The sequence below is a fragment of the Campylobacter magnus genome, assembly GCF_028649595.1.
Taxonomy (GTDB): Bacteria; Campylobacterota; Campylobacteria; order Campylobacterales; family Campylobacteraceae; genus Campylobacter; species Campylobacter magnus.
On sequence record NZ_JAQSLK010000003.1, the window covers coordinates 108,674 to 135,170 of the forward strand.

Annotated in this window: 21 protein-coding genes; 16 read left to right on the top strand and 5 right to left on the bottom strand. The window is 41.0% G+C overall.

The window, feature by feature from the left end:
* Positions 1 to 474 precede the first annotated feature (474 nt).
* A complete protein-coding gene (locus PTQ34_RS05075) occupies positions 475 to 1,002 on the bottom strand; it encodes a YceI family protein (RefSeq protein WP_273930128.1) in 528 nt (175 codons plus the stop codon).
* Positions 1,003 to 1,072: 70 nt separating this feature from the next.
* Positions 1,073 to 1,516 (bottom strand): Dps family protein, encoded by a 444-nt coding sequence (locus PTQ34_RS05080; RefSeq protein WP_273932434.1) that lies wholly within the window; start codon positions 1,514 to 1,516, stop codon positions 1,073 to 1,075.
* Between the two features lie 151 nt (positions 1,517 to 1,667).
* Here PTQ34_RS05080 and PTQ34_RS05085 point away from each other — a divergent pair, with 151 nt between their 5' ends.
* The 12 genes from PTQ34_RS05085 to PTQ34_RS05140 all read left to right on the top strand — a co-directional run bounded on the left by PTQ34_RS05085 (position 1,668) and on the right by PTQ34_RS05140 (position 13,095).
* Positions 1,668 to 2,663, top strand: a complete 996-nt coding sequence (locus tag PTQ34_RS05085) for an OmpA family protein (protein ID WP_273932435.1) — start codon at positions 1,668 to 1,670, stop codon at positions 2,661 to 2,663.
* A gap of 206 nt (positions 2,664 to 2,869) precedes the next feature.
* Positions 2,870 to 3,772 (top strand): mechanosensitive ion channel family protein, encoded by a 903-nt coding sequence (locus PTQ34_RS05090; protein ID WP_273932436.1) that lies wholly within the window; start codon positions 2,870 to 2,872, stop codon positions 3,770 to 3,772.
* Positions 3,769 to 4,413, top strand: a complete 645-nt coding sequence (locus PTQ34_RS05095) for an HAD family hydrolase (protein ID WP_273932437.1) — start codon at positions 3,769 to 3,771, stop codon at positions 4,411 to 4,413. Before PTQ34_RS05090 ends, PTQ34_RS05095 begins: the two co-directional genes overlap by 4 nt.
* Positions 4,414 to 4,448: 35 nt before the next feature.
* Complete coding sequence (gene thiF / locus PTQ34_RS05100) at positions 4,449 to 5,249, top strand: sulfur carrier protein ThiS adenylyltransferase ThiF (protein ID WP_273932438.1); 801 nt, start codon at positions 4,449 to 4,451, stop codon at positions 5,247 to 5,249.
* The gene (locus PTQ34_RS05105; protein ID WP_273932439.1) at positions 5,239 to 5,778 is read left to right on the top strand and encodes a hypothetical protein; all 540 of its coding nucleotides are present in this window, start codon (positions 5,239 to 5,241) and stop codon (positions 5,776 to 5,778) included. The genes thiF and PTQ34_RS05105 overlap by 11 nt, the downstream gene beginning before the upstream one ends.
* A gap of 128 nt (positions 5,779 to 5,906) precedes the next feature.
* The gene (gene rplM / locus PTQ34_RS05110) at positions 5,907 to 6,323 is read left to right on the top strand and encodes a 50S ribosomal protein L13 (protein ID WP_273930121.1); all 417 of its coding nucleotides are present in this window, start codon (positions 5,907 to 5,909) and stop codon (positions 6,321 to 6,323) included.
* Between the two features lie 12 nt (positions 6,324 to 6,335).
* The gene (gene rpsI / locus PTQ34_RS05115) at positions 6,336 to 6,728 is read left to right on the top strand and encodes a 30S ribosomal protein S9 (protein ID WP_273930120.1); all 393 of its coding nucleotides are present in this window, start codon (positions 6,336 to 6,338) and stop codon (positions 6,726 to 6,728) included.
* 136 nt (positions 6,729 to 6,864) lie between these two features.
* The gene (locus PTQ34_RS05120; RefSeq protein ID WP_273932441.1) at positions 6,865 to 7,740 is read left to right on the top strand and encodes a bifunctional riboflavin kinase/FAD synthetase; all 876 of its coding nucleotides are present in this window, start codon (positions 6,865 to 6,867) and stop codon (positions 7,738 to 7,740) included.
* Positions 7,737 to 8,441: a methyltransferase domain-containing protein gene (locus tag PTQ34_RS05125; protein WP_273932442.1), complete on the top strand. Its 705-nt coding sequence runs from the start codon at positions 7,737 to 7,739 to the stop codon at positions 8,439 to 8,441. The genes PTQ34_RS05120 and PTQ34_RS05125 overlap by 4 nt, the downstream gene beginning before the upstream one ends.
* 82 nt (positions 8,442 to 8,523) lie before the next feature.
* Entirely contained in the window at positions 8,524 to 10,233 is a 1,710-nt protein-coding gene (locus PTQ34_RS05130; protein WP_273932443.1) for a type I secretion system permease/ATPase, read from the top strand.
* Between the two features lie 3 nt (positions 10,234 to 10,236).
* Complete coding sequence (locus tag PTQ34_RS05135; RefSeq protein WP_273932444.1) at positions 10,237 to 11,517, top strand: HlyD family type I secretion periplasmic adaptor subunit; 1,281 nt, start codon at positions 10,237 to 10,239, stop codon at positions 11,515 to 11,517.
* 273 nt (positions 11,518 to 11,790) lie between these two features.
* The gene (locus PTQ34_RS05140) at positions 11,791 to 13,095 is read left to right on the top strand and encodes a TolC family protein (RefSeq protein ID WP_273932446.1); all 1,305 of its coding nucleotides are present in this window, start codon (positions 11,791 to 11,793) and stop codon (positions 13,093 to 13,095) included.
* 747 nt (positions 13,096 to 13,842) lie between these two features.
* Here the strand turns inward: PTQ34_RS05140 and PTQ34_RS05145 are convergent.
* From PTQ34_RS05145 to PTQ34_RS05155, 3 genes are all read right to left on the bottom strand, one after another.
* Entirely contained in the window at positions 13,843 to 18,591 is a 4,749-nt protein-coding gene (locus tag PTQ34_RS05145) for a DUF4214 domain-containing protein (RefSeq protein WP_273932447.1), read from the bottom strand.
* A 942-nt stretch (positions 18,592 to 19,533) separates the two neighbouring features.
* Positions 19,534 to 20,892 (bottom strand): mannose-1-phosphate guanylyltransferase/mannose-6-phosphate isomerase, encoded by a 1,359-nt coding sequence (locus PTQ34_RS05150; protein WP_273932450.1) that lies wholly within the window; start codon positions 20,890 to 20,892, stop codon positions 19,534 to 19,536.
* 277 nt (positions 20,893 to 21,169) lie between these two features.
* Positions 21,170 to 22,918 carry a DUF4214 domain-containing protein gene (locus tag PTQ34_RS05155; RefSeq protein ID WP_273932451.1) on the bottom strand — a complete coding sequence of 583 codons (1,749 nt, stop codon included), beginning with the start codon at positions 22,916 to 22,918 and terminating at the stop codon, positions 21,170 to 21,172.
* 417 nt (positions 22,919 to 23,335) lie between these two features.
* Here PTQ34_RS05155 and PTQ34_RS05160 point away from each other — a divergent pair, with 417 nt between their 5' ends.
* The 4 genes from PTQ34_RS05160 to PTQ34_RS05175 all read left to right on the top strand — a co-directional run bounded on the left by PTQ34_RS05160 (position 23,336) and on the right by PTQ34_RS05175 (position 26,438).
* The gene (locus tag PTQ34_RS05160; RefSeq protein ID WP_273932453.1) at positions 23,336 to 24,994 is read left to right on the top strand and encodes a DUF4214 domain-containing protein; all 1,659 of its coding nucleotides are present in this window, start codon (positions 23,336 to 23,338) and stop codon (positions 24,992 to 24,994) included.
* Positions 24,995 to 25,451: 457 nt separating this feature from the next.
* Positions 25,452 to 25,688, top strand: coding sequence for a hypothetical protein (locus PTQ34_RS05165; RefSeq protein ID WP_273932454.1), 237 nt, complete (start codon positions 25,452 to 25,454; stop codon positions 25,686 to 25,688).
* Between the two features lie 281 nt (positions 25,689 to 25,969).
* Complete coding sequence (locus PTQ34_RS05170; RefSeq protein ID WP_273932455.1) at positions 25,970 to 26,176, top strand: hypothetical protein; 207 nt, start codon at positions 25,970 to 25,972, stop codon at positions 26,174 to 26,176.
* Positions 26,166 to 26,438 carry a type II toxin-antitoxin system RelE/ParE family toxin gene (locus tag PTQ34_RS05175; RefSeq protein ID WP_273932456.1) on the top strand — a complete coding sequence of 91 codons (273 nt, stop codon included), beginning with the start codon at positions 26,166 to 26,168 and terminating at the stop codon, positions 26,436 to 26,438. Before PTQ34_RS05170 ends, PTQ34_RS05175 begins: the two co-directional genes overlap by 11 nt.
* Positions 26,439 to 26,497 lie beyond the last annotated feature (59 nt).

Consider the following 26,497-nt stretch of genomic DNA (forward strand, 5'->3'; position numbering starts at 1 on the left):
TCGCAATCTTGGAGCCTTGTTTTAACTGCCGCTACCGCGGAGCTAGGGAATTCTAGATTTTAAAATCTAGAATTCCTACAACCTACAAAACTAGAATTCCCTAAGTTTTAAATCTAGAATTCCTAAGCCTTAAAACTAGAATTCCTACAACTTACAAATCTAAAATTCCCCAAGTTTTAAAACTAGAATTCCCTAAGTTTTAAATCTAGAATTCCCTAAGTCTTAAAACTAGAATTCCTAAGATAAAATCTAGAATTCCCACAACCTATAAATATAGAATTCCTACAACCTACAAATCTAGAATTCCCTAAGTCTTAAAACTAGAATTCCTAAGTTTTAAATCTAGAATTCCTACAATCTAGAAATCTAGAATTCCTACGAATACCCCATAACACTAAAAATGATTTAAAAAAATACAAGCATAAAAAAAGCCCGAGCTACAAGCCCGGGCAAAAGAAGTGAAAATTAAAAAAATTATTTTGCGCTTAGCTCAAGATTGATAGTAACTTCGTCGCTAGCTGCGCTGTCTTTTAGACTGTTTTCCCAAACAAGACCAAGCTCGCTTCTTTTTACCACGCCAGTTGCAGCGATTACTGGTTTGCCAGCATTTTCGCTGATTTTAGCATCAAGGGCAACTTGGTGGTCTTTGCCTTTTACATTTAGAGTTCCTATGATTTTGCCATCTTTAAACTCGCTCATTTTAAAAGTCATTGTAGCGTATTTTGCAGCATCAAAGATATCATTTGCTCTTAGGTGGTCATCTCTTTTGCCGTTTTGAGTATTTACGCTAGCTACATCTACGCTGCCCTCTAGTGCGCTTAGTTTGCCAGCATCATAGCTGATTTTACCGCTAAATTTGCCAAAGCTTCCATCTACTGTCATTAGCTTTAGGTGTTTTACACTAAAAGCTACTTTAGAAGTCTCGCTAACCTCAAAATCTGCTGCATTTGCAGTACCAAAAAGTGCAGCCGCAGCTAGTGCAGAAACAAGAAATTTTTTCATCTTTTCTCCTTAAAAAAAATTTTGCAACTTTAAATAAAAGTTGTTAAGCAAAAGTAAAATTCTAGAATTCCTACTTGCTAAGTGCTTGGCGAAGCATCCAAAGTGATTTTTCTAGCTTGCCATAGCCTTCTTGAGCCATTGCTACTGTTGTTTGATCGCCTGCTTTTTCAGCCACTTCTTCAAGCTTAATAAACTCAGCTTTTAGGTGCTCATAAGCTTTTTGCATATTTACTAGAACAGCATCTGCTGTGTAGTCGCCTTTTGCCTCTACAGGTGCGCCTTTGCCAGCTTTTACGATTTCATCGATGCTTATAAGTGGTCTGCCGCCTATCATAAGTGCGCGCTCAGCCATATCGTCAAAAAGATCACCCATATCATCATAAGCATGCTCTGTATACTCGTGAATTGAGTAGAATTGCATACCTTTTACATTCCAGTGATAGTCGTGAAAAGCTACATAAAATGCGTGAGCTTCAGCTTGAATTTTGTTTAGTTGTTTTACAACTGCGTCCATTTTTTCTCCTTTAAAAGTAAAATTACCTTGAAATTATAGTGAAGTAATTTTAAAGTTAAAGTAAATAGATATTTTTAAATTCTTTAAACTTTTTATCAGTTTAAAAAAGCTAGAATAGCGCCCTATAAATTTCTATTTTAAGGAGACAGAAATGAAAAAAGTTGCAATCGCACTGTGTACTGCTAGCTTACTATTTGGTGCTAGTAAATATGACTACGAGCTTACTCCACTTATAGGCTACGGTACCCCACACAAACAAGGTATCAAAGACGAAGGATTCTTTGGTGCTAGAATCGCTAGAAATCTTGACCTACCATGGCTAAGCCAAATCGAACTTGGTGCTGAGTTTGCTCCAAGCGTAAAATACAAAGATAACGGCTATGATTTTGGTAAAAAAGACAAAACAAATATTTTTAGAGGCTACCTTGACCTTGTAAAAATCTGGCAAATCAACGATACTTTTGGTATCTATGGCTTAGTTGGTGCTGGTTATCAACACTTCAGTCACAAATCAAACGACAAAGTTGAAAAAGGTGGCTTTGCTCAAGCTGGTCTAGGTCTTCGCTTTAACCTAACTGAGCGTGTAGCTCTTAAACTAGAAGCTAGAGAGCTTATCGGCTTCCGCCATGGTAAAGGTAAAGAGCTTTATACTCTAGGTCTAGGCTTTGGTCTTGGCGAGAGATATGAGGCTTTGCCAGCTCCTGCTGCTGTGATCGGCGATGAGGACGGTGATGGTGTACTAGACAATGTAGATCGCTGCCCAGGCACTCCAAAAGGTCATGTTGTTGATGAGTGGGGTTGTGAGAAAGTTATCCGCTTAGACCTTGGCGTTCTATTTGCATTTGACAGCACAGAGATAACTACTGCTTATGCTGACAAAATCAAAGAAGTATCAGACCTACTAATAGCTAACCCTGATTACACAGTTATCCTAGAGGGTCACACTGATAGCGTTGGTTCAGATAAGTATAACCAAGGCCTTTCAGAGCGTAGAGCAGCTGCTGTTGCAAAAGTGCTTATGAAAAATGGCGTAGCAGCTAACCGCATCAGCACTGTAGGCTATGGTAAAACTCAACCAATCGCTGACAATGCTACAAAAGAAGGTCGTGCTAAAAACCGCCGTGTTGATGCAAGATTCCGCAAGTAATCTTTGCTGAATTAAGCGCTGGGCTTTTGCCCAAAGACAAAGCCCTAGCAATTTGCTAGGGCTTTTTTTATTTGTAGGAATTCTAGAATTCTAGAGCACTATGGAATTCTAGATTGTAGGAATTCTGGATTGTAGGAATTCTAGAATTCTAGAGTACTAGAGAATTCTAGAATTCCCTATATTTTAAGATTAAAAAAGGTAAAAAAGTGGAACAATTAGGCTTAGAGATTATATCTCTTAAAAACTTTGATTATATCGGTTTTGCCATGCTTTGTGGCAAATATGCAATTAGATTTGTCGTATCTTTGCTGATATTTTTTGTCGGTAAATGGATAATTAACAAGTTTTCATTTATATTAGAAAAAATTATTTCAAAAATTAAAATTGACCCTATGTTAGCAGGCTTTTTGCTAAATATAATAAAAACCTTACTGTTTATTTTCGTGGTGCTTGCAGCACTTTCAAATCTAGGAATTGAAACCACAAGCTTTGTAGCTGTGCTTGGTGCGGTGGGCTTAGCCATCGGTATGAGCTTTAAAGACACCTTTGGCAACATAGGCGCAGGCGTGCTGATAATATTCTTCCGTCCATTTAAGCTAGGCGATTTTATAGAAATAAACGGCGTTAGCGGTCGGGCTGGCGAGATAAATCTATTTAGCACGCTAATCCACACCACAGATAACCGCACGATAATCATGCCAAACTCGCAAGTAATCGCAAACCGCATAATAAACTATTCACTTCAAGAATTCCGTCGGGTAGACCTTGTCTTTGGCATAGAATACAGCGAAGATATCAAAAAAGTAAGAGAGCTAATCATACAAACCGCAGACGCAAACCCAACCGTGCTAAGAGCCCCAGAAGCTCCGGCTGATCCTTTCGTGGGCGTTTTGGAATTTGCTGATTCTAGCATAAACCTTACCGTTCGCTGCTGGGTTCGCACGCCAAACTACTGGGATGCTTACTTTGGGCTAAATGAAGAGATCAAAAACACCTTTGATAAAAATGGCATTAACATACCTTTCCCACAAGTTGTGTATCACGCCCAAGATGGCAGCGCGTCACCAGCGCCTATTTTACCCGGCAAAACTACAGCCTTACCACAATGATAAAAGCATTTTTATTTGACCTTGATGGCACGCTAATTGACAGCACAGAGCCCATAGTTCAGGGCTTTTGCGATGCTTCCCAGGCTCTTGGTTTGCCTTGCCCAAGCAGGGAGCTTATACTAGAACTCATCGGTTATCCACTTGATTTTATGTTTGCTAGACTTGGAGTAAGTGATGATCAAATCCCTGCTATCATCAAAGCTTACAAAGAAAGCTATGCTAAAAGCTACTTAGCAGGCACCACGCTAAAAGCAGGCTGTGATGAAGCCTTGCTTCTAGCTAAAAATACTGGCGCAAAAATCGCTGCGGTTACTACAAAAACAAGCAAATATTCTAGAATTCTCTTAGAGCATCTTGGCGTTGGAGATTATTTTGATACTATAATCGGCAGGGATGATGTAGAGCGCCCCAAACCTGATAAAGAACCGGTGCAAAAAGCCTTGCTAACGCTAGGCGAAGAGCCAAAAACTGCTCTTATGATAGGCGATACAATAATGGATGCCCTTAGTGCAAAAGCCGCTGGCGCAATGGCTTTTGGCGTGCTTTGTGGCTATGGTAAAGAAAAAGATTTAAAAGAGCATTGCGATTATGTCTTTGCTGATACGCTAGCAGCAGTGGAGTTTGCGCTAAAAAATCATTAACAAATACTAGCTATAATCAGTCAAAAAGGATAAAAATGCGTCTAAAAATAAATGCGCAAATGCGTGAGTGTAAGAGCAAGAGCCTCTTTGCACTAAAAGCTGAGCTTGGTGTGAGTGATGATGCTATCACGCTTTACCGTGGTTTTGCTATTACTAGCGACTGCGAGTTAGATGAAAACGACAGCGTGATTTTTATGGATAAAAATCAAATTCCAAAAGGCGAGCTTTTGCGTGAGATAATGTATTCTCGTAACACGCCTGAGCTAAATGAGGCTTTGAAAAATGCTTGCGTGGGCATAGCTGGGCTTGGTGGGCTTGGCTCGTCTGTGGCTATAGCCTTAGCACGCGTGGGAGTAGGGCGGATGATTTTATGCGATTTTGACACGGTTGATGCTAGCAATCTAAATCGCCAGCAGTATTTTCTAAAAGACCTGGGGGCTAAAAAAACAGCTGCCTTAAAAGAAAATATTGCCTTAATCAATCCTTTTGTAAGCGTGGAGACTAAGGATCTTTGGCTTGATGAGAGCAATGTAAATGAGATTTTTGCGCCTTGTGATATCGTAGCTGAGTGCTTTGATAACGCAAAGAGTAAAGCGATGATAATAAGCTCTTTATCAAAACCTCTCATCGCAGCTAGTGGCATAGCAGGATATGGCAGAAGTGAGGAGATAAAAATCACGCAGTTTGCTAGCAATGTTTGGATCTGTGGCGATCTAAAAGACGCAGCTAGCATAGGAAATGGCCTTATGGCGCCACGAGTTGGGGTTGCGGCGATGATGCAAGCAAACTTTATTTTGGAGTTTATAGCAAAAAACGGAGCAAAAAATGAAAAATGAGAAAAAAACCTTTTGGCCTTATGGCATTTTGCTTAGTATTATCGCTTGTATAGTTGCCTGCGGATATACGATATATGTGTGTTTGGACTATCCGGTTTATGTAGATAATAGCAAGTTTTCTAGCTACCAAGAAGTAGATGATAATATAAATGAAATAGACGCAGCGCATGATGCTTTTGAGGCAGAATTTGGCAAGGGGGAGTTTTTGCTTTTTGCTAATGGATATGAGGTAAAAGAAGGGATGAAGCTTCGCAAAAAGCGTGTAGTAAAAGTAGCTGATAGCAATGCTAGCTTTGAACTACTGCTAAAAACAAAGGCAAATACTGGCAAAATAGATGCTTTTATCACTCGTCCTGATACTAGCGAGTATGACGCACCTTTTACGCTAAAATTTGCGGCAAATGGGCTAATAAGCGAGCCTTTTAAAGTAAGCAAAAAAGGTCGCTGGCAAATAAAAATAAAAATCGACTCAAGCGATGAAAATAGCACAAAAATCGGCATTTACAGCTACGAGTTTTTTGCTAGATAAAACTGCTTAGGGAATTCTAGAGAGAATTCTAGAATTCCCAGCTAAAATATAGCTTAATTTAAGTATCTTTTAAGATTAAATATATATAATTACGCTTTTTAAAAAAAATAAAACATGAAAGGCTTCAAATGACAAATATCACAAAGCCAAATGAAGTAAAGCGCGAGTGGATCGTGCTTGATGCTGAGGGCGAGATTTTTGGACGCTTGCTAACTAAAGCAGCTACTTTGCTTCGTGGCAAACACAAACCATGCTACACTCCAAATGTAGATTGTGGCGATAATGTTATCATCGTAAATGCTAGCAAAGCTACTTTTACTGGTAATAACAAAGCTGAGGACAAACTATACCACCGCCACTCAGGCTACTTTGGCTCAGTAAAAAGCGAGAAATTTGGCGAACTACTAGCTAACAAACCTGAAAAGCTTTATAAGCTTGCGATGCGTGGAATGCTACCAAAAACAAAACTTGGTAAGCAAATGATCAAAAAATTCTATGTTTATGCTGGCAGCGAGCATCCGCACACTGCCCAAACTGGCAAATAATAAAGGATAAAAATGGCAAAGACTACATATGCAACAGGCAAGCGCAAAAGCGCAGTAGCAAAGGTCTGGATCAAGCCAGGCAAGGGCAAAATCGAAGTAAATGGCATGGATCTAAACACTTGGCTAGGTGGCCACGAGGCCATCAAGCTAAAAGTAGTTCAACCTCTACTTGTAACAAAACAAGAGACTTTGATCGATGTTACAGCAAAAACTCTAGGTGGCGGCTACTCAGCTCAAGCTGAAGCACTTCGCCACGGCATCGCAAGAGCACTATCAAATCTTGATAGAGCATTCCGTGCTAGCCTAAAACCAGCAGGTCTGCTAACTCGCGACTCTCGCTCTGTAGAACGTAAGAAATTCGGTCGCCGCAAAGCACGCCGCTCACCACAATTTAGCAAACGCTAATAGTGTTTTAAGCTCGCTATTTTTAGCAGCTTTAGGGCTAGAATTCCTATTTGTTTTCAATCTAGAATTCCTAGGAATTCTAGATTTTCTAGATTTTTCTAGGAATTCTAGATTAAAAAATAATTAAAGAACAAAAATGCCTGATAATGCGAAAAAATCAGTCCAAGCAGTGGCTATTGGCTCATTTGATGGACTTCACAGAGGGCACAACAAACTAATAGAAGCCCTAGGCGATAATGGCGCACTCATCGTGATCGAGAGCCCAAAAGCAAATCTTACTCCAGCTAGGCGCAGAGAAGAGTTTGCTAAAATTCCTTGCTTTTTTTACCCACTTGATACTGTAAAAAACCTAAGAGGTGATTATTTCATCGGTCTTATAAAGCGTGATTTTCCAAGCTTAAAGCGCATTGTAGTAGGCTATGATTTTAAGTTTGGCAAAGACAGAGGCTGGGACAAATACGACTTAAAAAGCCTTTTTGATGGCGAGGTTATCATCATCCCTGAGTTTAGCTTTGATGGCATGGGTGTTCACAGCTCAGCGATTAGACGCTTTTTACAAGATGGCGATATATATAGGGCAAACCGCCTTTTAGGCAGAGAGTATAGCATAGAAGCCAAGGTCATCGCAGGGCAGGGCATCGGCAAAAAAGAGCTTTATCCTACTTTAAACCTCGATATCACGCCTTATCTAGCCCCAGCACAGGGCGTATACGCTACTCGCACACGCATAGGCGAGAACACCTTTTGCTCTGTTAGTTTCGTAGGAAACCGCCTTAGCACAGATGGCAAATACAGCATTGAGACGCATGTTATAGACGAGCAGATCGAGGTAGCACCAGAAAAACTGCGAGTTTGCTTTATAGAGCGCATTAGAGATAATGCTCAGTTTGGCTCACTAACAGAGCTAAAAGCGCAGATTGCCAAAGACATCGCAATAGCAAAATCAGCCGGAGATGCTTGCTATCTTACACTGCGAGAGGATGATACTCACGCTAGAGTGGTAGAGCAGTGAGAGACGATATATTTACGCGTTGGGGCGATGAGAAGTTTAGCTTTAACGAAAGCGTAGCTAGCGTATTTGATGATATGATTTCTCGCTCGGTTCCTTTTTATAAGGTTAGCAGCGAGCTAGTTTGCTTGCTACTAGCAAAAACCCTGCGCCAAAACGCTAGAGTGCTTGACCTTGGCTGCTCGCTTGCTAGCACGCTTTTAGAATTGCATGCTAAAAGGGATGATTTAGAGCTTGTAGGCATTGACAGCAGTGCTGCTATGATAGAACTAGCTAGCAAAAAAGCAGCCGCTCACGGCGCAAAAATAAAGCTCATTATAGGCGACATACTCACAAATGAACTAGGGCAAAATGACGCTGTTATCCTAAACTACACCTTGCAGTTTTTAAAGCCACATTTAAGGGCAGATTTTTTGAAAAAAATCTTTTTTAGCCTGCGCAAAAACTCAGTGCTGATTTTAAGCGAAAAGCTAGAGTGCGCAAAGCCCATAAACACAGCTATCACGCAGATTTACGAAGAGTATAAAGAAGCGCAAGGCTACTCAAAGCTAGAAATTGCTAAAAAAAAAGAAGCTCTAAGCTCGGTGTTAATCCCACTTAGCGCAAAAGACAATGAAAAACTTTGCTTTGAGGCTGGATTTAGCACATTTGAGTGTATTTTCCGCTGGGGAAATTTCGCCACTTTTGTTGCTATAAAAAAATAAAAATTTAAAAATCTTACTCAATTTTAAACTTATTTAGATATAATCACAGCCTTATTTTTGGCTTAATTATTAGGAGATATAAATGCTAAAACCTGGAGAACTCAAAGACGCCATAACCAAATCAAAACGCTGTATTTGGTATGCGGCATTTTTTAGCTGTTTTGTAAATATTTTGATGCTAACCCCACCTATGTATATGCTTCAACTCTACGATAGAGTTGTTACTAGCCGTAGCCTTAGCACTCTGTTTTTCCTTACGCTTATAGTAATGATTTTGTTTGTTATGATGGGTATTTTTGAGGTTTTGCGTTCTAGAATTCTCATTGTTTTTGCCACCCAGCTTGACAAAACTCTCTCAGAGCGTGTGTATGATGCGATTTTCAAGCTCTCATCTCGCCACCCAGGTCGTGTTAGCTCTCAGGCTATGAGCGATCTAAATGCTATCAAGCAATACATGAGCACAAATGGCATTTTTGCCTTTTTAGATGCTCCGTGGCTGCCTATTTATATTTTGATCTTATTTTTATTTCATCCAGCTTATGGTTGGTTTGCGCTAGCATCTGCTATTGTGCTATTTGGTATTGCATTGCTAAATGAAAACGCCACCAAAAACGGACTTAAAAAATCAAATGAAAGCAACCGCGCTGCCATGCGCCTAATAGACATGAACCTTCGCAACACCGAAGTAATCAACGCCATGGGTATGAACGAAGCTCTAAAGAAAAACTGGAAAGAACGCCATAAAGCATTTTTAGACTCTCACGCCCTCTCGAGCGCAGAAGCAGGGCTATATTCTAATATCTCAAAAACTATGCGTGTGATGAGCCAGAGCCTCATGCTAGGACTTGGTGCGTATCTAGTGGTGATGATGGAAGTAACACCAGGTATGATGATAGCAGGTTCTATCATCATGGGTAGAGCACTTGCGCCACTTGATTTGCTTATTGCTAGCTGGAAACAGTATAAAAACACAAGAGAAAGCTACGAGCGTCTTGATAAGTTCTTAGCTGATTTCCCAGTAGAGCGTGACAAACTTAGCCTACCAAATCCACAAGGTGCTATTGCTTGCGAGGCTGTCACTCTAGTGCCACCTGGGGCAAAAGCACCTAGTTTAATGGGCGTTAGCTTTGAGCTAAAAGCTGGCGATATGTGTGCGCTAATAGGCCCAAGCGCAGCTGGAAAAAGCTCTCTAGCTCGCGCCGTGCTAGGCATCTGGCCTCTAGCGCACGGCGTAGTTCGCATAGATGGTGCTGATATAAATCAGTATTATAGCGACGCTCTAGGCCAGCATGTAGGTTATGTGCCTCAAGATGTAGAGCTATTTGAGGGCACAGTAGCAGAAAACATCGCTAGATTTGGCGAGATTGACAGCGAGGCTATAGTAGAGGCTGCTAAGAAAGCAAATGTCCACGATATGATACTTAGATTGCCAGATGGCTATGATACCAAGCTTGGAGCTGGTGGCATGAGCCTCTCAGGCGGACAACGCCAGCGTGTAGCCTTAGCAAGAGCTCTATATAAAAATCCTAAAATCATCGTGCTAGACGAGCCAAACGCAAGCTTGGATGAAGAGGGTGAAAAAGCACTATATAGCTCACTTTTGGAGATAAAAGGCAAAGCTACTATCATCCTTATCACCCACAAGCTAAATGTGCTTCAAGCAGTGGATAAAATCGCCGTACTTCAAGCTGGCAAACTAGTGTATTTTGGCGCAAGAGATGCTGTGCTTGAGCAACTAGGCGTGATAAAGCCAGCTGCCATCGCAAATCAAGAACAAGCCAAGCAAGGATAAAAGATGTTTGAAAAAGAAGATAAAATAGTAAAATTTGGCCTTATTATAGTAGGTATTTTTGTAGGTGTTTTTATCATCTGGATGGGACTAGCACCACTTGATAGCGCAGCTGTAGCCCCAGGTCAAGTAGTAGTTGCTAACAACAAAAAGCAAATCCAGCATCTAGAAGGTGGCGTAGTAAATAAAATCTATGTAAAAGACGGTAGCCAAGTAAAAGCCGGCGATGTGCTAGTAGAGATAAAAAACGCCCAAGTAGATAGCTCTATTGATATCCTAAAAAAAGAATTCCTTCAAGCTAGCGTGCTAGTAAGCCGCCTAGAAGCCCAAAGAGATAATAAAAATGAGATTATCTGGGATGAAGCAGTGGTAAATGAGCCTGATTTCAAAGCCGCTGCCGCAGGACAGCAAAGTATCTTTGATGAGCAAAACAAGCTTTTAAAAGATGAAATATTCATCCTAAACCAACGCATAGACCAGCTAAAAAAGCAAATCACAGGAACACAAGCAATAGTTAGCTCTCGCCAAAAAAGAGTAGGTTCGCTAAACGAAGAAACAAGGGAGTGGCAACGCCTCTACAAAGAGCAGCTAACGGACAAAATCCGCCTTCGTGATATCGAGCGTGAGCGTGTAGATGCCACAGGGCAAATCGCTAGTGGCAACGCAGATATCGCTAGACTAGAAGTTCAAATCACAGAGACAAAACAGCAGATTTTACTAAGAGAGCGCACTTTTAAAGAAGATGTACTAAAACAATACGAAGACGCCAAGCTAAAACTAAATGACGCCAGCGCTCGCCTAAGAGCCTACTACGACCAACAAAACCGCGCCGCTATCAAATCCCCAGTAGATGGCACCGTAGTCGAGCTTATCACTCATACCATAGGCGGCGTTGTAAAACCTGGTGAAACTATAATGAGCATCGTGCCTTCAAATGCTGAGTATATCGTAGAAGCACAGCTGCCTACCATACATATTGACAAGGTTTTTGTAGGACTTCCTGCTGATGTACGCTTTAGCGCGTTTAATACCCAGACCGCCGAGGTCATAGAGGGCAAGGTTAGCTATGTATCAGCCGACTCTCTTACAGACCAGCACGGCAATCCTTTTTATCAAATCAAAGCCGAGCTTACAGAAGAGGGCGTAAAAGCAGTGGAGAAAAACGGCTTTTTCTTGCTTCCTGGTATGCCAGCTGAAGTTATAGTAAAAACAGGCCGCCGAACCTTGCTAAGCTATTTCTTAAAGCCGTTTGATAATATGCTTAAAAAGGCCTTTAACGAGGATTAAAAGTTTTAGGGCTCAGTTTGCGGGCACTTTTTGCCTATCAAGCCTTGCGCAGCCCAGCGCCTTGCGCAAAAGCTTCTGCTTGCTTTTTGCGCTACGCTTGAGTTAGTGGGTGCATAGCAAAAAGCTGTCGCAGAACTTTTGCGAACGCTCAGCTACGGCGCTCAAAGGCTAGTGCTGCGGCCTGCTAGATAAAAATTGCTCCGCAATCTTGGAGCCTAATTTTATATTTAGAATTTTCTAGAATTCACTAAAGCAAACAACAAGGATGAGAAAATGAAAAAAACACTTAGTATTTTAGCCCTTAGCGCAAGCCTGCTTAGCGCAGAGCGTGCCATAGGACTTGGCGAGGCTTATGAGATGGCATTACAGCACGATGAGCAGCTAAAGAGCATTGCCTTTGAGAGCATGGCTGCTAGTGAGCGTGTGTGGCAGGCCACTGCGCTACTTTTGCCTAGCTTAGAGCTTAGCTATTCTTATAACGGCGAGCGCTACGACAAAGCCTACGAGGGCAAAGAAAAATACAGACTAGACGAAACCTTCCAAAGATACGGCATCACTTTGCGTCAGCAGGTATTTCGCCCTGATCTATGGATATCACGCAGCCAAGAGGGTCTAAGAGAACAAGGCTATAAAATCACGCACGAAAGCACTCGCCAAGAGCTAGCAAGCCGCGTTGCAAAAGCGTATTTTGACCTAGCCTTTGCGAACAAAAACCTAGAGCTTGCCAGCAGCTACGAAGAAGCCAACAAAGCCAAATCAGACCAAATGCAAAAGCAGCTTCAAATGGGTCTAGCAAACAAAATGGACGCCCTAGAGGCAAAAGTCCGCTACGACCAAGCCAAGCTTGATGTAAACATCGCCAAACGCCAAATCGAAGTTGCCAAGCTAGAACTTACCAAGCTAGTAGGCGAGAGAGTAGCTGTAAAAAACGATGTAGAGACCATCAAACTAGACTTTTTTGACGGACTTAGCCTTGCTAAATACCAAAATGTCCTAGCAAACTTCGAGTATAAACAAAGCGAAATCGTAACCCAAATCGCCACAAAAGAAAAGCAAAAACGCTACACCGAATTCCTACCAAATGCTGATATAAGCGTAACTTACTCAGACAACAAATACAAAGACAAAGCTACCTTTGGTGATGAAAAGCGCAAGTGGGAGACTATGTTTAGAGTTACTTTACCGATATTTAACTCACTTCACTCAGTCTCACGCGTCCAAGAGGGCGAGTATCTAAAAATGAGCTCTATGAGCAAGCAGCTAGACACCAGCCGCAAGGTAGAAATCAGCCAGCAAACAGCCATAAGCGAGTTTAAAAACTACCTAGAGCAGATGAAAATCATGTTTGCATCTCTAGAGACTGCTAGACTCTACGAGACTGCTATCGAGCGTGGATATGCTGAGGGACTTCGCTCTATTGTGGAGCTGTTTGACGCCCGCGCCCGTGTGTATAAAACCCGCATAGACGCGCTAAACACTGGCCACCAGCTAGTGCTTGGCTACATCATGCTAGAGTATCTTGTAGGCGATATCACCACTGAGACTATCCACCGCCTAGATACTATGTTCAAAAACTAAGTATATTTCTGCTAGGGAATTCTAGAATTCCCTGTCATTTCCCAGTTTGCCTTGTGTCATCCTCGGGCTTGACCCGAGGATCTCTATAGAAAATTCTAGAATTCCCTACGTCATTGCGAGAGAGCAAAGCGACCGAAGCAATCTCTAAGAATTATAAATTTATTCTTAGGAATTCTAAATTCATCCTTAGGAATTCTAGATTTTTGCTCGCTTTTAGGCTGGATAAGCCTAGTTCGCAAATTTTATAAGGGCTGCGCCCTAAACCCTTAGGGGCTGCTGCCCCTAAAAACCCCCACTAAAATTTAGAATTCTCTTGCTTTATTTGCGTTTTTTGCTTCACATCCGCTGGTTGGGGGTTAGGGGGTATTTTTTAGGGAATTCTAGAATTTCTTACTATGTCATCCTCGGGCTTGACCCGAGGATCTCTATAGAAATTCTAAATTTATTTGTGATGAGATAAGTCCTAGGGAATTCTAGAATTCCCTAGAGATTGCTTCGGTCGCTTTGCTCTCTCGCAATGACGAGAATTCTAGAATTCCTAGTATTAGAGATCCTCGGGTCAAGCCCGAGGATGACATAAAACAGCCCGAGGATGACACAAATGATATAAACGCAAAAAGCCCCTAGGAATTCTAGATTTCTATCTAAAATTCTAGGGGCGAGGTTAATCTAGAATTCCCTAGGGAATTCTAGTGTGCTTAGGGAATTCTAGAATTCCCTAAGGGGTTGGCTTAAAGCTCTAAGAGATTAAGCAAAAGTTACTGTAAACCCATTAGAATTATCATCAGTAAGACTAGTAAGAGAAGTAGCTCCTACTAGTTCTACTACGATGTCATCCTTAGTATTGCTAAGCTGACCAATACCGATTAGGTATGATTTATTTGCAGCTTCATCTCTAAATAGAACAACATCGTTTGCTTCGAAAATAGCACTGCTATCGCTATTTTTTAGACCATTGTTTAGGGCGTTTAGCGCATTTGCTAGTGTTGCATCTGCAGCATCTACTTTAGTATTAGAACTTTTTTCTAGTACCAAAACACCACTTGCAGCTTTTACATATGAGATATTACCTATAGCAGTTTTTAGTTGAACTTCAGCTACAGTGCCAGAACTGCCAGCAATAGCACCACTTGCAATTTTTATTTTATCTGTTGCACTTTGGTAGTTAGTTAATATGATATTCTCAGTTGCATTTAGGTCATTTGTAGATACTTCAACAGTCTCAACAAATTGATCTTTAGCACTTAGAGTTATATCAGCATTTGCTGCTTTCACATTTGTTAGATTAACAGTTACAGCAGCATTGCCTTTTTGTAGATTTCCAAGATCTACAGTTGCAGCACCGCTAGCATCTACACTTAGTTTAGTAGAACCACCACTATTTATAGTTAATGTGTCACCAGTGATAGCAGCTGCTTTTAGAGTAGTATCACCACTTAGTGTTAGAACATCTATGTCTTTAATATCAGTTAAAACATTATAGCTACCAGATACTACTAGAGTATCAGTGCCAGATGAACCTTCAATTGTAGTAGCAGTACTTGCAGCAGTGAAAGTGATAGAATCATTGCTAGTTACATTACTAAATAGGTCTGATACTTTTATTACATTATTATCGGTTCCTGTTTTCTCTATAGCGGTTGTTATTTTTACAGTAGCTGCCACATCAGCTGCTGCTTTACCTTTTAGGTCTACTATTTTGCCACCAAAATTACTAACATTATCAAATGTAATGCCACTTGCGTTGCTTGTATTGATGTATACATTAGTAGCGCCAGTACTTGTTAGATCAGCTGTGAAAGTTTCATTGCCAGCTGTGATAGTACCGCTAGCATTTTCACTACCACCTAGGAATAGGTTGATTGTAGCATTATCAGCACCAGTACCTTTTGTTACTTTACCAGAAGCACCTGTTACAAATGCATCTACTTTTTCAATTTGAGCATTTGCGCCACTTACAGTTAGTTGACCAGATACGCCATTTACAATGATAGCGTTTGCATCTTTGTCTACTTTATCACCAGCAAGGTCTAGTGGTTCACCTCCAAGATCAGCAAATGTTTTAGTAACAGCTTTTAGCGCTATTGGAGTGTCATTAGCTGTAAATGTGATCACTCCATTTTTTATGCTATCTTGGTTGTTGATTTTGTCATCAACGATAGCTGCTAGAGTGAAGTTAGTAGCTGTTAGATTACTAGCGGCACCTGAAACTGAGTAGATGTATGTTCCTTTGTCTGTGTTAAATGCTACAAGAGCTTCGCTTCCATTAGCTAGAGTAACCTTGCCTAGAGCTGCTAGAGCTTTAGCTGCTGTTGAGACATCTGTGTTATTTACATCTATGTAGTAAGCAGCTTTACCTTGTAGAGTAGTAGTAGCATTCTCTCCACTAGGTCTAGTAAGCACAAATGGACCGCTGATAGTGTTAGCTAGAGCACCACCTTTTACAATATCACCAGTAGCTAGACCAGTGATTTTTACAGCTTTGTCATTAATAGCAGTATCAACTAGAGTGATAGTCTCAGCGATGTTGCCAGTTTTGTTAAGGTTAACATTGTTAGCTACATTTGTAATGTCTAGAGCTACTGCTTTGTCACCTGAACCAGATTGGAAATACTTAGTTAGATTTATATCGCTTGTAGCACCAGAAGCATCTACAGTTAGGGTTGCTTTAGCAGTTTTACCATTTACAAGCTCTATAGTTCTTACATCTACTGAAGCATTGTTCTCGCTAAGAGCATCTGCATTGATGCTAGTGCCTGAAATGTTGATACTTTCAACACTTTTTAAGCTAGTAATAGTGTTATTTCCACTGATGATAAGGGTATCTCTGCCAACGCCACCGTTAACTGTTAGATTGCCACTAGCAGCAATAGCTGATAGATCTATAGTATCATTTCCAGCGCCAGCATTGATTGTTTCTGGTAGTTTAGTTGCATCAGTGTATGTGATAGTCTCGTTAGCGTCACCTAGAGTAAGTGATTTAACCTTAGTCTCTACAGCAACATTGATGTTTTGACCTTTTGCGCTAGGAACTATAACTTCTTTGGTTTCTACACCAGTTCCTGAGATAGTTAGGGTTCCATCATTTTTTAGATTATCAGTTTTGATAGATATAGGGTCAGTACCTTCGCTAGGTATAGTTACTACTCCATTAACAGGCGCAATAACTTCAGCGTAGTCATCAGCTTTTACAAAGTTTTTAGTAAAGTCTATATCTTTTGTGTTGATAGTAGTTAGAGTATCAACTTTAGCGATTTTACTTGTGCCATTTACAGCTTTGCCAACATATACTTTGTATACTACAGTGTTGTTTGAGCTACCTGATGCATTTTGAAGTGATCTAGCGATGTAGAATACATCACCATCAGCTACATTAGTTAGATCTACACCCAATAAACCATCTTCAATATTTGTTTTTGTTACAGTTTGTTTATTGTCAGTTGTAGTAAGCTCATATATTTTGTTGCGTTCTACTGATACTGGAGTAACAGCATTTCCTAGTTTATCAGCTGATACATCAACACCAGAGATTTTGATTACATCATCTGCTACTTCAAAGTTGCTAATTTTTATACCTTTAGCATCTTTATCTAGAGTGATGGTCTCAGCAATATGAGAGTTGCTGTTTGTATCAGTTTTCTTTAGAGTGATGTTTGATTTTAGGTTATTTATTTGTAGGCTTACATTAGCAGCGTCTGCTAGGCTAAGTTTGCTTAGATCTACGCTAGTTGCATCTTTTGCATCTAGGATTAGATTACCATTGTTATCAAGCTCGATTTTTTGACCGCTGATAGCTGAAGCTTTTAGTTTGATACCGTCTAGTACTTTGATAGTCTCAACGCCTTTGATAGACTTGATGCCTGTGAAGTCTGTGCTAGCACCCACTACTGAAGGCTCAGTAAAGTCGATTACATCTTTACCTACACCACCATCGATTTCTACTGTAGAGATAGGATTGCCTTTGCCGTCTGTGTGATTGATGCCTTGTTGTAGTTTAATAGTATCATCACCAGTACCTGCACTGATGCTAGCGTTTTTCCCTACACTACCTATATTTAGAGTATCATCGCCAGCGCCACCGTTTAGTTTAGCACCTTCATCTAGTGAACCATTAAATGTATCATCACCAGCGCCTAGATCAGCAGTAGCGTTTTTGCCTAGAGTTGTTACAGTTACAGTATCTTTACCTGCGCCTGTATTGATGCTTTTTGAAACAGTGTTAAGGATTATTAGCTCATCATCGCCAGCACCTGTTTTAATGCTGTCTAGCGCATTACCAGTAGTAAATGTGTTGATCTCACCATCTTTGCTAGCAGCTGAGTTAAGAGAGACATCTTTTAGAGCGTTATTTGTATTAGCAGTGATTTCAAATCTACCAGTACCATTTACATTTATGTATTGGAAGTCACCAGCTACTGAGCCATTTACATTAGCAGCACCATTGTTGATAACTAGTTTTTCAACGCTTGAAGTGCTTGGTAGATCGCTTAGGTTAAAGTCTGCGCGATTAGTTTTGTCATAGCCAGTTACATTTACTGTTAGAGTATCTGTTAGGTATGCCTCTGTACCAGTAGCGCTATCGCTTGATTGGATTGTGCCTTTTGTAGGGTCAGTTAGGTTGTAAGTACCTGTGAAGTTAGCAGCGCCTTTTAGGTTGCTCTCGCCTGTTTCTGGATCGATGCCTAGGTTGTCATCATCAGCTGCAGTGAACTGAATAGCAGCGATCTTTTGATACTCGTCAGTGATTTTTGTGATTTCTTGAGTGTATTGATCAACTTGGCTATCTTTGTTTACACCGTTCATCATTGTTACTAGGTTTTTAAGTTGCTCTGCTTTTTCGTTTGCAGTAACTAGGCTGTTGAAATCTTTGAAGTTAGCAGTGAAGTTATCAGCTACGCCCAGTTTAGCAGCGAAGTTTTGACCATCTTCTGTTGTGTTGCCTTGAAGTGCTAGAGCAGCAGCAAATGAAGCAGCTACTTGTGCTGGAGTCATAGTAAAGCTTACAATAGCGTTTGTCCAGAAATCTAGTCCTTCAGCATCGCTTGCACGGCCTGCTAGGTTGTTATATAGGCTTTCAACCCAAGCACTAGCAAGAGCTTTGTCTTCTGCTTGGATAGCAGCAAATGCGTTTGCATCAGCAGTGCCTTCTTGAGCTTGAACAGCTGCGATGAACTGAGATACTACATCAGCTCTATTTGGAGTAGCACCAGCTGCGCTTAGCCAGAAAGCTTTACCCTCAGCGTCACTTGCACGGCCTAGAAGTGCAGTATAAAGGCTCTCTACAAATGCAGCTGGATCTGTGTTTAAAAGATCAACAGTTTTAAAGCTTAGAGTTTCTACACTTAGCTCATTTTTAAAAGACGCATCAGTAAGTAGAGTTTGAGCTAGAGTTGCAGCGTCTAGTTGACCTGCAAATTTTGCTGCTTCTGCGCCAGTAGCTGGGCGACCCAAAAGACCAAGAAATGCTTGGTTTACTTGTGTTGTTGTTAGTGCCATATTGGCTCCTTCTATAGAAAAATTTGAAAAGAGCAATTTTCAATACAAAATTTTATTTTAAGAATTGCTTCTAATATCGTAGCAATAGTGCTTAGAAGTGCTTTGTTAAATTTGCTTGTGAATTTAAGTTTGAGTTAAGTATTAAGAAATATTTAAAGATATTTTTGACAATACTAGAACAATTATCAAAATGAGTAAATTTAGTCCTTAAAATAAGGAACAAAAATGAGAAAGTTTTAAAAAAGTTGCTAAATTACTTGAAATGATGAAATGGTAGGGGTTTAAAGGCAGTGTTGCTTTGGCTAAGAGCTTGCTTGCAGGATTTAGTAAAAGCTAGGGAATTCTAGAATTCTTTGTGATGAGATTCGCTGAATGGGTCGGGGGATGACAAAGAAAGTCAGGTCGGGGATGACACAGGCTTCAAGTCAGGGGATGACACAAGGCTTAGGGAATTTTAGAATTCTCGTCATTGCGAGCGAAGCAAAGCAATCTCTAGGAATTCTAAATTTATTCTTAGGAATTCTAGATTTTTGCTCGCTTTTGTGGGGCAAGCCCCACAGCTCGCTAATTTTATAGGGGCTACGCCCTAAACCCTTGGGGGCTGCCGCTCCTAAAACCCCGTTAAAATTTAGAATTCTCTTGCTTTATCTGCGTTTTTTGGGGTTATGGGGTATTTTTTAGGGAATTCTAGAATTCCTAGAGATTGCTTCGGTCGTTTTGCTCCCTCGCAATGACGCAGGGAATTTTAGATTTATTTGTGATGAGATCCTCGGGTCAAGCCCGAGGATGACAAAGAAAGTCAAGCTGGGGGATGACATAGTAGGGAATTTTAGAATTCCTAGGATACATTCTAGAATTCCTAGAGTAAAAAACTAGAATTCCATGTAGCAAACAGCTCTAGAATTCCTAGAGCAAAAACCAGCAAAACTAGCAAGAACTCCGCTACTCCCTTTTATAGTCGTCTTGCAAGCGCACGATATCATCCTCGCCCAAGTAGCTGCCTACTTGCACCTCGATTAGCTCAAGGTCGCTTTTGCCCCTGTTTTCTAGTCTATGCACCGCGCCTGCTGGGATATAGGTGCTTTGGTTGGCATAGAGTGTGAGGCTCTGCTCGCCGTTTTGGACTATCGCCTCGCCGCTTACTACTATCCAGTGCTCGCTGCGATATGTGTGCTTTTGTAGGCTTAGGCGGCCAGCAGGCTTTACTATTATGCGTTTTAGCTTGTAGCCTGCGCCCTCTGTTAGCACCTCGTAGCTGCCCCACGGGCGGTAGGCTTTGGTGTGGATTTGGGCTAGTTCTGGGCGCTCTGCTTTGATTTGGTTGTAGATTAGCTTGACATCTTGGCTAGAGCCTTTGCGCACGATCATTAGGGCATCTGCGGTGTCTATGACGATGAGATCCTCGCAGCCTACTAGGCTTACTTGCCTTGGGCTGTGGACAAAGCAGCCAGCAGAGCCTGCGCTGTAGTAGTGCGAGCTAGGCAGGCGCTTTGAGAGCTCATCGAAGCTGCCTAGATCGCTCCAGCCAGCATCCAGTGCTACCATTGCGATATTTTGGCTTTTTTGCATTAGCGCGTAGTCTATGCTTATGTCAGGCAGGCTGTCCATATCAGCTGGGCTTATGCGTGTGATAGCTCCGTCTTTTTTGGCGTTTTCTACGGCTTTTTTAGCAGCTGCTAGCACCTCTGGAGCGTGAGTTTCTAGCTCAGCTAGCAGCACACCAGCCTTGAAGCAAAACATACCGCTATTAAAAAAATATCCCCCACTTGCTAGCATCTGCTTTGCTGTGGCTAGATCTGGCTTTTCAGTAAAGCTTTTGACGTTATATCCATGCTCTATTTTTTCTGCTGCGCAGATATAGCCATAGCCGGTGTTTGGCTCATCAGGCGTGATGCCAAAGGTGACTAGCTTGCCCTCATTTGCTAGGGCTTTTGCGTCATTAATTGCGGCTTTAAAGGCGCTTTCATTTGCGATTATGTGGTCGCTTGCGCTTACAAAAAGTATCTCGTCACTATCCACGCTAAGCGCGCCAAAGGCTATGGCAGCAGCGGTATTTCGCCCAAAAGGCTCTAGCACAAAGCTAGCGTCTTTGCCCTCGCACTCATCTAGGGCTAGGAAGTAGTGGTTTTCGTTGCAGATTATTATGTTTTTTGAGCTTGGTTCAGCCTTAGCAAGGCGCCCAAGTGCTAGGCTAAAGAGGCTTTGTCCATTTACCATTTTTACAAACTGCTTTGGCAGCAAAGTGCGTGATAGTGGCCAAAGCCTAGTGCCAGAACCACCGCATAGGATTATATTTGTCATGTTTTTTTCTCTTTTTGTGTGAAATTTTGCGCCATTATAGCAAGATTTGGCAAATAGATTTGAATTTATTTTTGTTTTTTGCTCTTTTTCGCTTCGCATCCGCTGGTTGGGGGTGCGGGGGTGTTTTTAGCTTAGGAATTCTAGAATTCCCTGCGTCATTGCGAGGGAGCAAAGCAACCGAAGCTAGGAATTCTAGAATTCCTATAAACGCAAAAAGCCCCTTGAGAATAAATCCCAAGGGGCTTTTTATATCTAGAATTAGATATTTTTGCTTAGATTAAGAATTGAAGCTTGCGTTTACAAGAGCTGCATCAAATGTAGCTACTAGCTCTATTTTATCACCAGTGTCTAGACCAGCTGTTGCGTTGTTAGTGATTTTGTAAAGATTTGTAGTTCCATCTTTTACTTGAGCGATATAGCCGATATCACCAGCTGCTGCAAGATCAGTAGAAAGGTCACTAAAGCCATTTACTAGATCAGCAGTTACTTTTTTGCTATTGATTGTCAATAGAGCATTTGTATCTAGAATAACTTTATCTTTTAATACAGTTGCAGCTCCTTTGTTTGTGTATGCAGTAGCAGGACCAGTAGCAGTTGAGCCATCAGTTTTGTTGATTGTGATAGTATCAGTTCCAGCTTGGAAGCCAGTTACAGTTGCACTTTTTGCTTTGTTGTCAAATACTATTTTATCTGTTATCGTAGCGTCGCTTAGTTGAACTTTGCCACCTTTTACACCATTGATAGCGATAGTAGCGCCAGAACCGCCTTCTACATAGTCGATTTTGCTTAGGTTGATACCATTAGCAGCTGTTACTTGAATGCCTAGTATGTTACCAGTGTCAGCAGAATCTAGAGATAGATTAGCACCATCTAGTGAAGCAGCGTTTAGAATTGCTGCTTTTGTTGTTGAGAGGTCACCTGATGCTTTGATGATATCAATGTTATCAAATGATACTTTTGAGAAATCATTTGTAGCAGCACCACTAACTAGAGTTAGAGTATTGTTGCCAGCACCACCGTCGATGTAGCTAGTTTTTGTGCCAGTAGCTACACCTGTTAGGATAACTTCATCATCACCGCTACCTAGTTTTAGAGCTTTGATGCTAGTAGAAGCTGTGAAAGTCACTTTGTCATCACCAGCACCAGTGTCTAGTAGATCCATGTTTTTAGTAACTGATAGCTCGTCTTTTGAAGTACCTGCGAAAGTTGCGCTTTTAACTACGCTAATATCACCGCTTACACCTGCGATGTTGTTGTCTCTTACATTTAGGTTTAGAACATCTACATTGTTAACATCTTTTAAAACATTTTCTATATTTACTGTTTCTTTATCTTCTGACTCTTTGCTAGCTCTTAGAGTTAGGTTTAGAGTGTCTTTGTAGTTGCGGCTACCATTTAGAAGTAGAGTGTTCTCATCAGCGCTAATATCACCACCAAGGATGTTTACAGTAGCATTAAATACGCTTGCGCTCTCCTCGCTACCCTCTGTAGCAGTCTCATTGTCAGCTTTTGTGTTTACGTTTACAGTAGCTACATTTACATTTTGACCTTTGAACTCTTCTAGGTCGTTTGATAGATCTTCGATTGTAGTGTTAGCATCTACATTATCCATGATTTGTTTTAGATTAGCTTCGCCACCTTGGAAAGTGTTGATTTGAGCTGAGATTTGCTCTGCGATACCGAGTTTGTTTTGTAGAGTGTATAGATCACGTGAAGATGGCTGAACTAGGACAGCATTGATGAATTGAGATAGAATATCACCATAGCTAGCGCCATTATTTAGAGCGTTTAGCCAGAACTCTTTGCCCTCAGCGTCACTTGCGCGACCTAGTAGTTGAGAGTAAAGATTCTCAACGAAAGCCTCTTTGCTGTTTGTGAAATCTGCACCTTTGCGGATATCTACTACTGCGTTTGCAAGAGCTGCAACACTAAGAGAGTTTGCACCCCATGTTACTGCTGAACCCTCTGCTGGGCGACCTGTGATTGCAAGAAATACTTGCTGAACTTGTTGATTTGTTAGTGCCATATTGGCTCCTTCTATAGAAAAATTTGAAAAGAGCAATTTTCAATACTCATTCAACTCCAGCGCTATAGCCAAGAAAAATGGCCGAGATAGCGGGTACATCGAACTTTGCGAGTGAAATTGCCACCTTATCGATAAGTATTTTTTCAAATACCGAGGCGAAGTATAGCAAAAAAATCGCAAAATTTGCGAAAAAAAGCCAATTTTTTTTGTAAAGGGTGTAAAAAAATGAAAATTATATATTAGGAAAAAGGCGAAAAATATGGTGTTAAGGGTAGTAAGGGTAGAAAAATGCGGATGAAAAAATTTTTTTCATTTGATTGTGAAAAATTGCTGATTTTAATGGTAAAAATTGAGAAAAATTGCCAAAAAAAAGTTTGAAAATTGCTCTTTTCAAATTTTTCTATAGAAGGAGCCAATATGGCACTAACAAATCAACAAGTTCAGCAAGTATTTCTTGCAATCACAGGTCGCCCAGCAGAGGGTTCAGCAGTAACATGGGGTGCAAACTCTCTTAGTGTTGCAGCTCTTGCAAACGCAGTAGTAGATATCCGCAAAGGTGCAGATTTCACAAACAGCAAAGAGGCTTTCGTTGAGAATCTTTACTCTCAACTACTAGGCCGCCCAAGTGATGCTGAGGGCAAAGAGTTCTGGCTAAACGCTCTAAATAATGGCGCTAGCTATGGTGATGTTCTAGCTCAATTCGTCAATGCTGTCCTAGTTCAGCCATCTTCACGTGATCTATACACTCTACAAAACAAACTAAGCATTGCAGAGAAAATCAGCGCTCAAGTTAATACCTTCCAAGGTGGCGCAGCTGCTGAGCAAAGCCTAAAAGACATTATGACAAATGTAGATGCTAACACTACTGCTGAGACTGCAGACTCTCTTATTTCTGATTTCAAAGCTCAAAATGTAGATATCACTAATGTAACTGTAAAACCAGGCGCAGAAGAAGCTACTAAGGGTTCAGACGAGCACGCTACAGTATTTAACGCTAGCATTACTCTAGGCGGTGACGCTATTAGCATCGAAGGCTCTAGCTCATTTGCTGATACTCTAAACCTAAGCGTAAAAGGTGTAAAAGATGAACAAACTGAACTAAATAACATCGGCACTGTAAATGGTATCAAAACTCTAAATATCACTACTGGCTCAAATGTAAAAACTGTTGATCTAACTACTAGTACTGACATCGGTGGCGCAAAAGACCTTACAATCAAAGGTTCTGCTAAATCAAATATCGAAGTAGATAGCAGTATGAATAGTGTAACTACTGGCACTGCTTCAGACTACATCAATATCTCTGGTGCTAGTAACGCTGTAACAGTAAATGGTGGTGCTGGTATCGATACAGTAGAAATCGGTGATAACAGCGCAAAAGCTACACTTGTTAGCATAGAGAAAATCGCTGGTACTGGTAACCTAAGCGTAGCTCAACTAAACGGTAAAACTTACACTCTAGGCCATAAAGATGATGCTATTGATAAACATGCAGTTATCACTATAGATAAAGTAGGCTCAAGCGGTCTTAACCTATCTAACCTAAAACTTACTGACGGCACTACCACTCCAAATAGTTTTAATCTTAATGGTGTAAAAGGTGGTACTATCAAACTAATCAAAACTGATAGCCTAGGCAACAAAACAGCTGATGCTATCGCTATAACAGCAGATGCTAAAAAAGTAGATATCACAAATTTTGAGCAAGGTGATACTATTGCCTTTGCTGCACTAAGCACCATCTCAGGTAATGACACTAATAAACTAAAAGCTGCAGCAAGTGGAGGACTTACAGATGCTAAAGGTTACTCATTTGTAATGGCTACTGGCAGTATCACTAGTAATGAAGCAGTAGCAAAAGCTCTTGCAGCTGCTAACATAACAGGCACTACTTCAGCTTCTAATAAATTTGCTATATTTGTAACTAATGGTACTGATAAATCAGCTGTTTATTATGTAGATCAAAAAGATACTACAGCAGCAATTGACAAAACTGAGCTAAAACTACTAGCTACATTTGATCAAGCTGTTAAGGAGACTGATACTCTAACTAGTGGTACATTTGCTATTGTTTAATTCTTTTAAGCTTTAAGCAAGCCCTTAGGGAATTCTAAAATTCCCTAAGCACACTCTAGAATTCCATAGGGAATTCTAGATTATCTTGCCCCTAGAATTTTAGATAAAATCTAGAATTCTAGGGGCTTTTGCGTTTATATCATTCGTCATTGCGAGGAGTGAGTGAAACGAACGACGAAGCAATCTCATTCAAAATTCCGTTCAAAATTCCGTCATTGCGAAAATTCCGTCATTGCGAGGGAGCAAAGCGACCGAAGCAATCTCATCAAATCGCCGTCATTGCAAAAATTCCGTCATTGCGAGGGAGCAAAGCAACCGAAGCAATCTCTAGGAATTCTAGATTAACTTTCGCCCTTTTTGGTATCTGCCAAAGGGGCTTTTTTATATCACTAAGTAATTCTAAAATCGCAAAAATTCCTAAAAATCTGCTATAATACCAGCAAATCAAAGGCACAAAATGAGCAAAAAAGAAGAAGTTTTAAACAGCCTTAGTCTGTGGCAAAGCTATCAAGGCAAGATGCTTACTACCTTTATCGCGCTTTGTGGGTTTGCCTTTGGCGCGGCTGGTGAGGTGGTGAGTGTGCCGCTGTGGCTGACGGCAGTATCGATGATAGGAGTAGTGCTAATAGGCATTAGCGTGATTTTGCTTCACAGAAAAATCATAAAATTACAACATGAACTGGGGGAGTTATGATAAATATCATTATAGCAACTTGTGCGATGGCCTGCTTGTGTGCGGTACTTTTTTATATCATAAGCACAGATAAGGCAAAAACTGCTTAATTGCATATTTTTTGCTGTGTTTAATGTGGGGAATTCTAGAATTCATAGAGACTTTTTGCGTTTATAGGAATTCTAGAATTCCCTAAAAAACGCCCCGCACCCCTAACCAGCGGATGCGAAGCAAAGAGCGGATGCGAAGCAAAAAAGAATAAAAAATCTGCTATAATATCCGCAAAAATACAAAGGCAAATGATGACCTACACACTCACACTACAAAGCGATGATAAAAGCCTGCTTAGAAGCTTTAAGGCGCTAGCAAGGGAGTTTGGCGCCAAGCTAGAGATAAAAGAGCAAAAGTGCATAAAGGCGCTTGATGATGCTATAGCTGAGTTTGAAAGTGGGCAAACAGAGAAGTTTGAGAGCTTTGATGACTTTGCTAAGGAAATGCGTGCGCTATAAAATCAGCATTTCAAAGCGTTTTAAAAAGAGCATGAAAGCCCTGAGTGCTAGCGAGCGTGAGCTGGTGCTAGATGTGGTGCAGCTGCTAGCAAGCGCACAGCCACTGGCACCAAGCTACAAAGACCACGCCTTAAAGGGCGAGTACGCAGGCTTTAGAGATTGCCATGTAAAGCCTGATTTGGCGCTGATATATAGAGTGTTTGATGATGTTTTGGAGCTTTATCTAGTAGATGTGGGAAGCCACAGCAAACTAGGGATATAGAGCCAGGGAATTCTAGAATTCCCTTCGTCATTGCGAGCGAAGCGAAGCAATCTCTAGGA

What these genes read in the sequence shown, in the direction of transcription:
- PTQ34_RS05075 (WP_273930128.1), bottom strand. Translation starts at nt 1,002, where the DNA reads ATGAAAAAATTTCTTGTTTCTGCACTAGCTGCGGCTGCACTTTTTGGT.
- PTQ34_RS05080 (WP_273932434.1), bottom strand. Translation starts at nt 1,516, where the DNA reads ATGGACGCAGTTGTAAAACAACTAAACAAAATTCAAGCTGAAGCTCAC.
- PTQ34_RS05085 (WP_273932435.1), top strand. Translation starts at nt 1,668, where the DNA reads ATGAAAAAAGTTGCAATCGCACTGTGTACTGCTAGCTTACTATTTGGT.
- PTQ34_RS05095 (WP_273932437.1), top strand. Translation starts at nt 3,769, where the DNA reads ATGATAAAAGCATTTTTATTTGACCTTGATGGCACGCTAATTGACAGC.
- thiF (WP_273932438.1), top strand. Translation starts at nt 4,449, where the DNA reads ATGCGTCTAAAAATAAATGCGCAAATGCGTGAGTGTAAGAGCAAGAGC.
- PTQ34_RS05105 (WP_273932439.1), top strand. Translation starts at nt 5,239, where the DNA reads ATGAAAAATGAGAAAAAAACCTTTTGGCCTTATGGCATTTTGCTTAGT.
- rplM (WP_273930121.1), top strand. Translation starts at nt 5,907, where the DNA reads ATGACAAATATCACAAAGCCAAATGAAGTAAAGCGCGAGTGGATCGTG.
- rpsI (WP_273930120.1), top strand. Translation starts at nt 6,336, where the DNA reads ATGGCAAAGACTACATATGCAACAGGCAAGCGCAAAAGCGCAGTAGCA.
- PTQ34_RS05120 (WP_273932441.1), top strand. Translation starts at nt 6,865, where the DNA reads ATGCCTGATAATGCGAAAAAATCAGTCCAAGCAGTGGCTATTGGCTCA.
- PTQ34_RS05130 (WP_273932443.1), top strand. Translation starts at nt 8,524, where the DNA reads ATGCTAAAACCTGGAGAACTCAAAGACGCCATAACCAAATCAAAACGC.
- PTQ34_RS05135 (WP_273932444.1), top strand. Translation starts at nt 10,237, where the DNA reads ATGTTTGAAAAAGAAGATAAAATAGTAAAATTTGGCCTTATTATAGTA.
- PTQ34_RS05140 (WP_273932446.1), top strand. Translation starts at nt 11,791, where the DNA reads ATGAAAAAAACACTTAGTATTTTAGCCCTTAGCGCAAGCCTGCTTAGC.
- PTQ34_RS05145 (WP_273932447.1), bottom strand. Translation starts at nt 18,591, where the DNA reads ATGGCACTAACAACAACACAAGTAAACCAAGCATTTCTTGGTCTTTTG.
- PTQ34_RS05150 (WP_273932450.1), bottom strand. Translation starts at nt 20,892, where the DNA reads ATGACAAATATAATCCTATGCGGTGGTTCTGGCACTAGGCTTTGGCCA.
- PTQ34_RS05155 (WP_273932451.1), bottom strand. Translation starts at nt 22,918, where the DNA reads ATGGCACTAACAAATCAACAAGTTCAGCAAGTATTTCTTGCAATCACA.
- PTQ34_RS05160 (WP_273932453.1), top strand. Translation starts at nt 23,336, where the DNA reads ATGGCACTAACAAATCAACAAGTTCAGCAAGTATTTCTTGCAATCACA.
- PTQ34_RS05165 (WP_273932454.1), top strand. Translation starts at nt 25,452, where the DNA reads ATGAGCAAAAAAGAAGAAGTTTTAAACAGCCTTAGTCTGTGGCAAAGC.
- PTQ34_RS05170 (WP_273932455.1), top strand. Translation starts at nt 25,970, where the DNA reads ATGACCTACACACTCACACTACAAAGCGATGATAAAAGCCTGCTTAGA.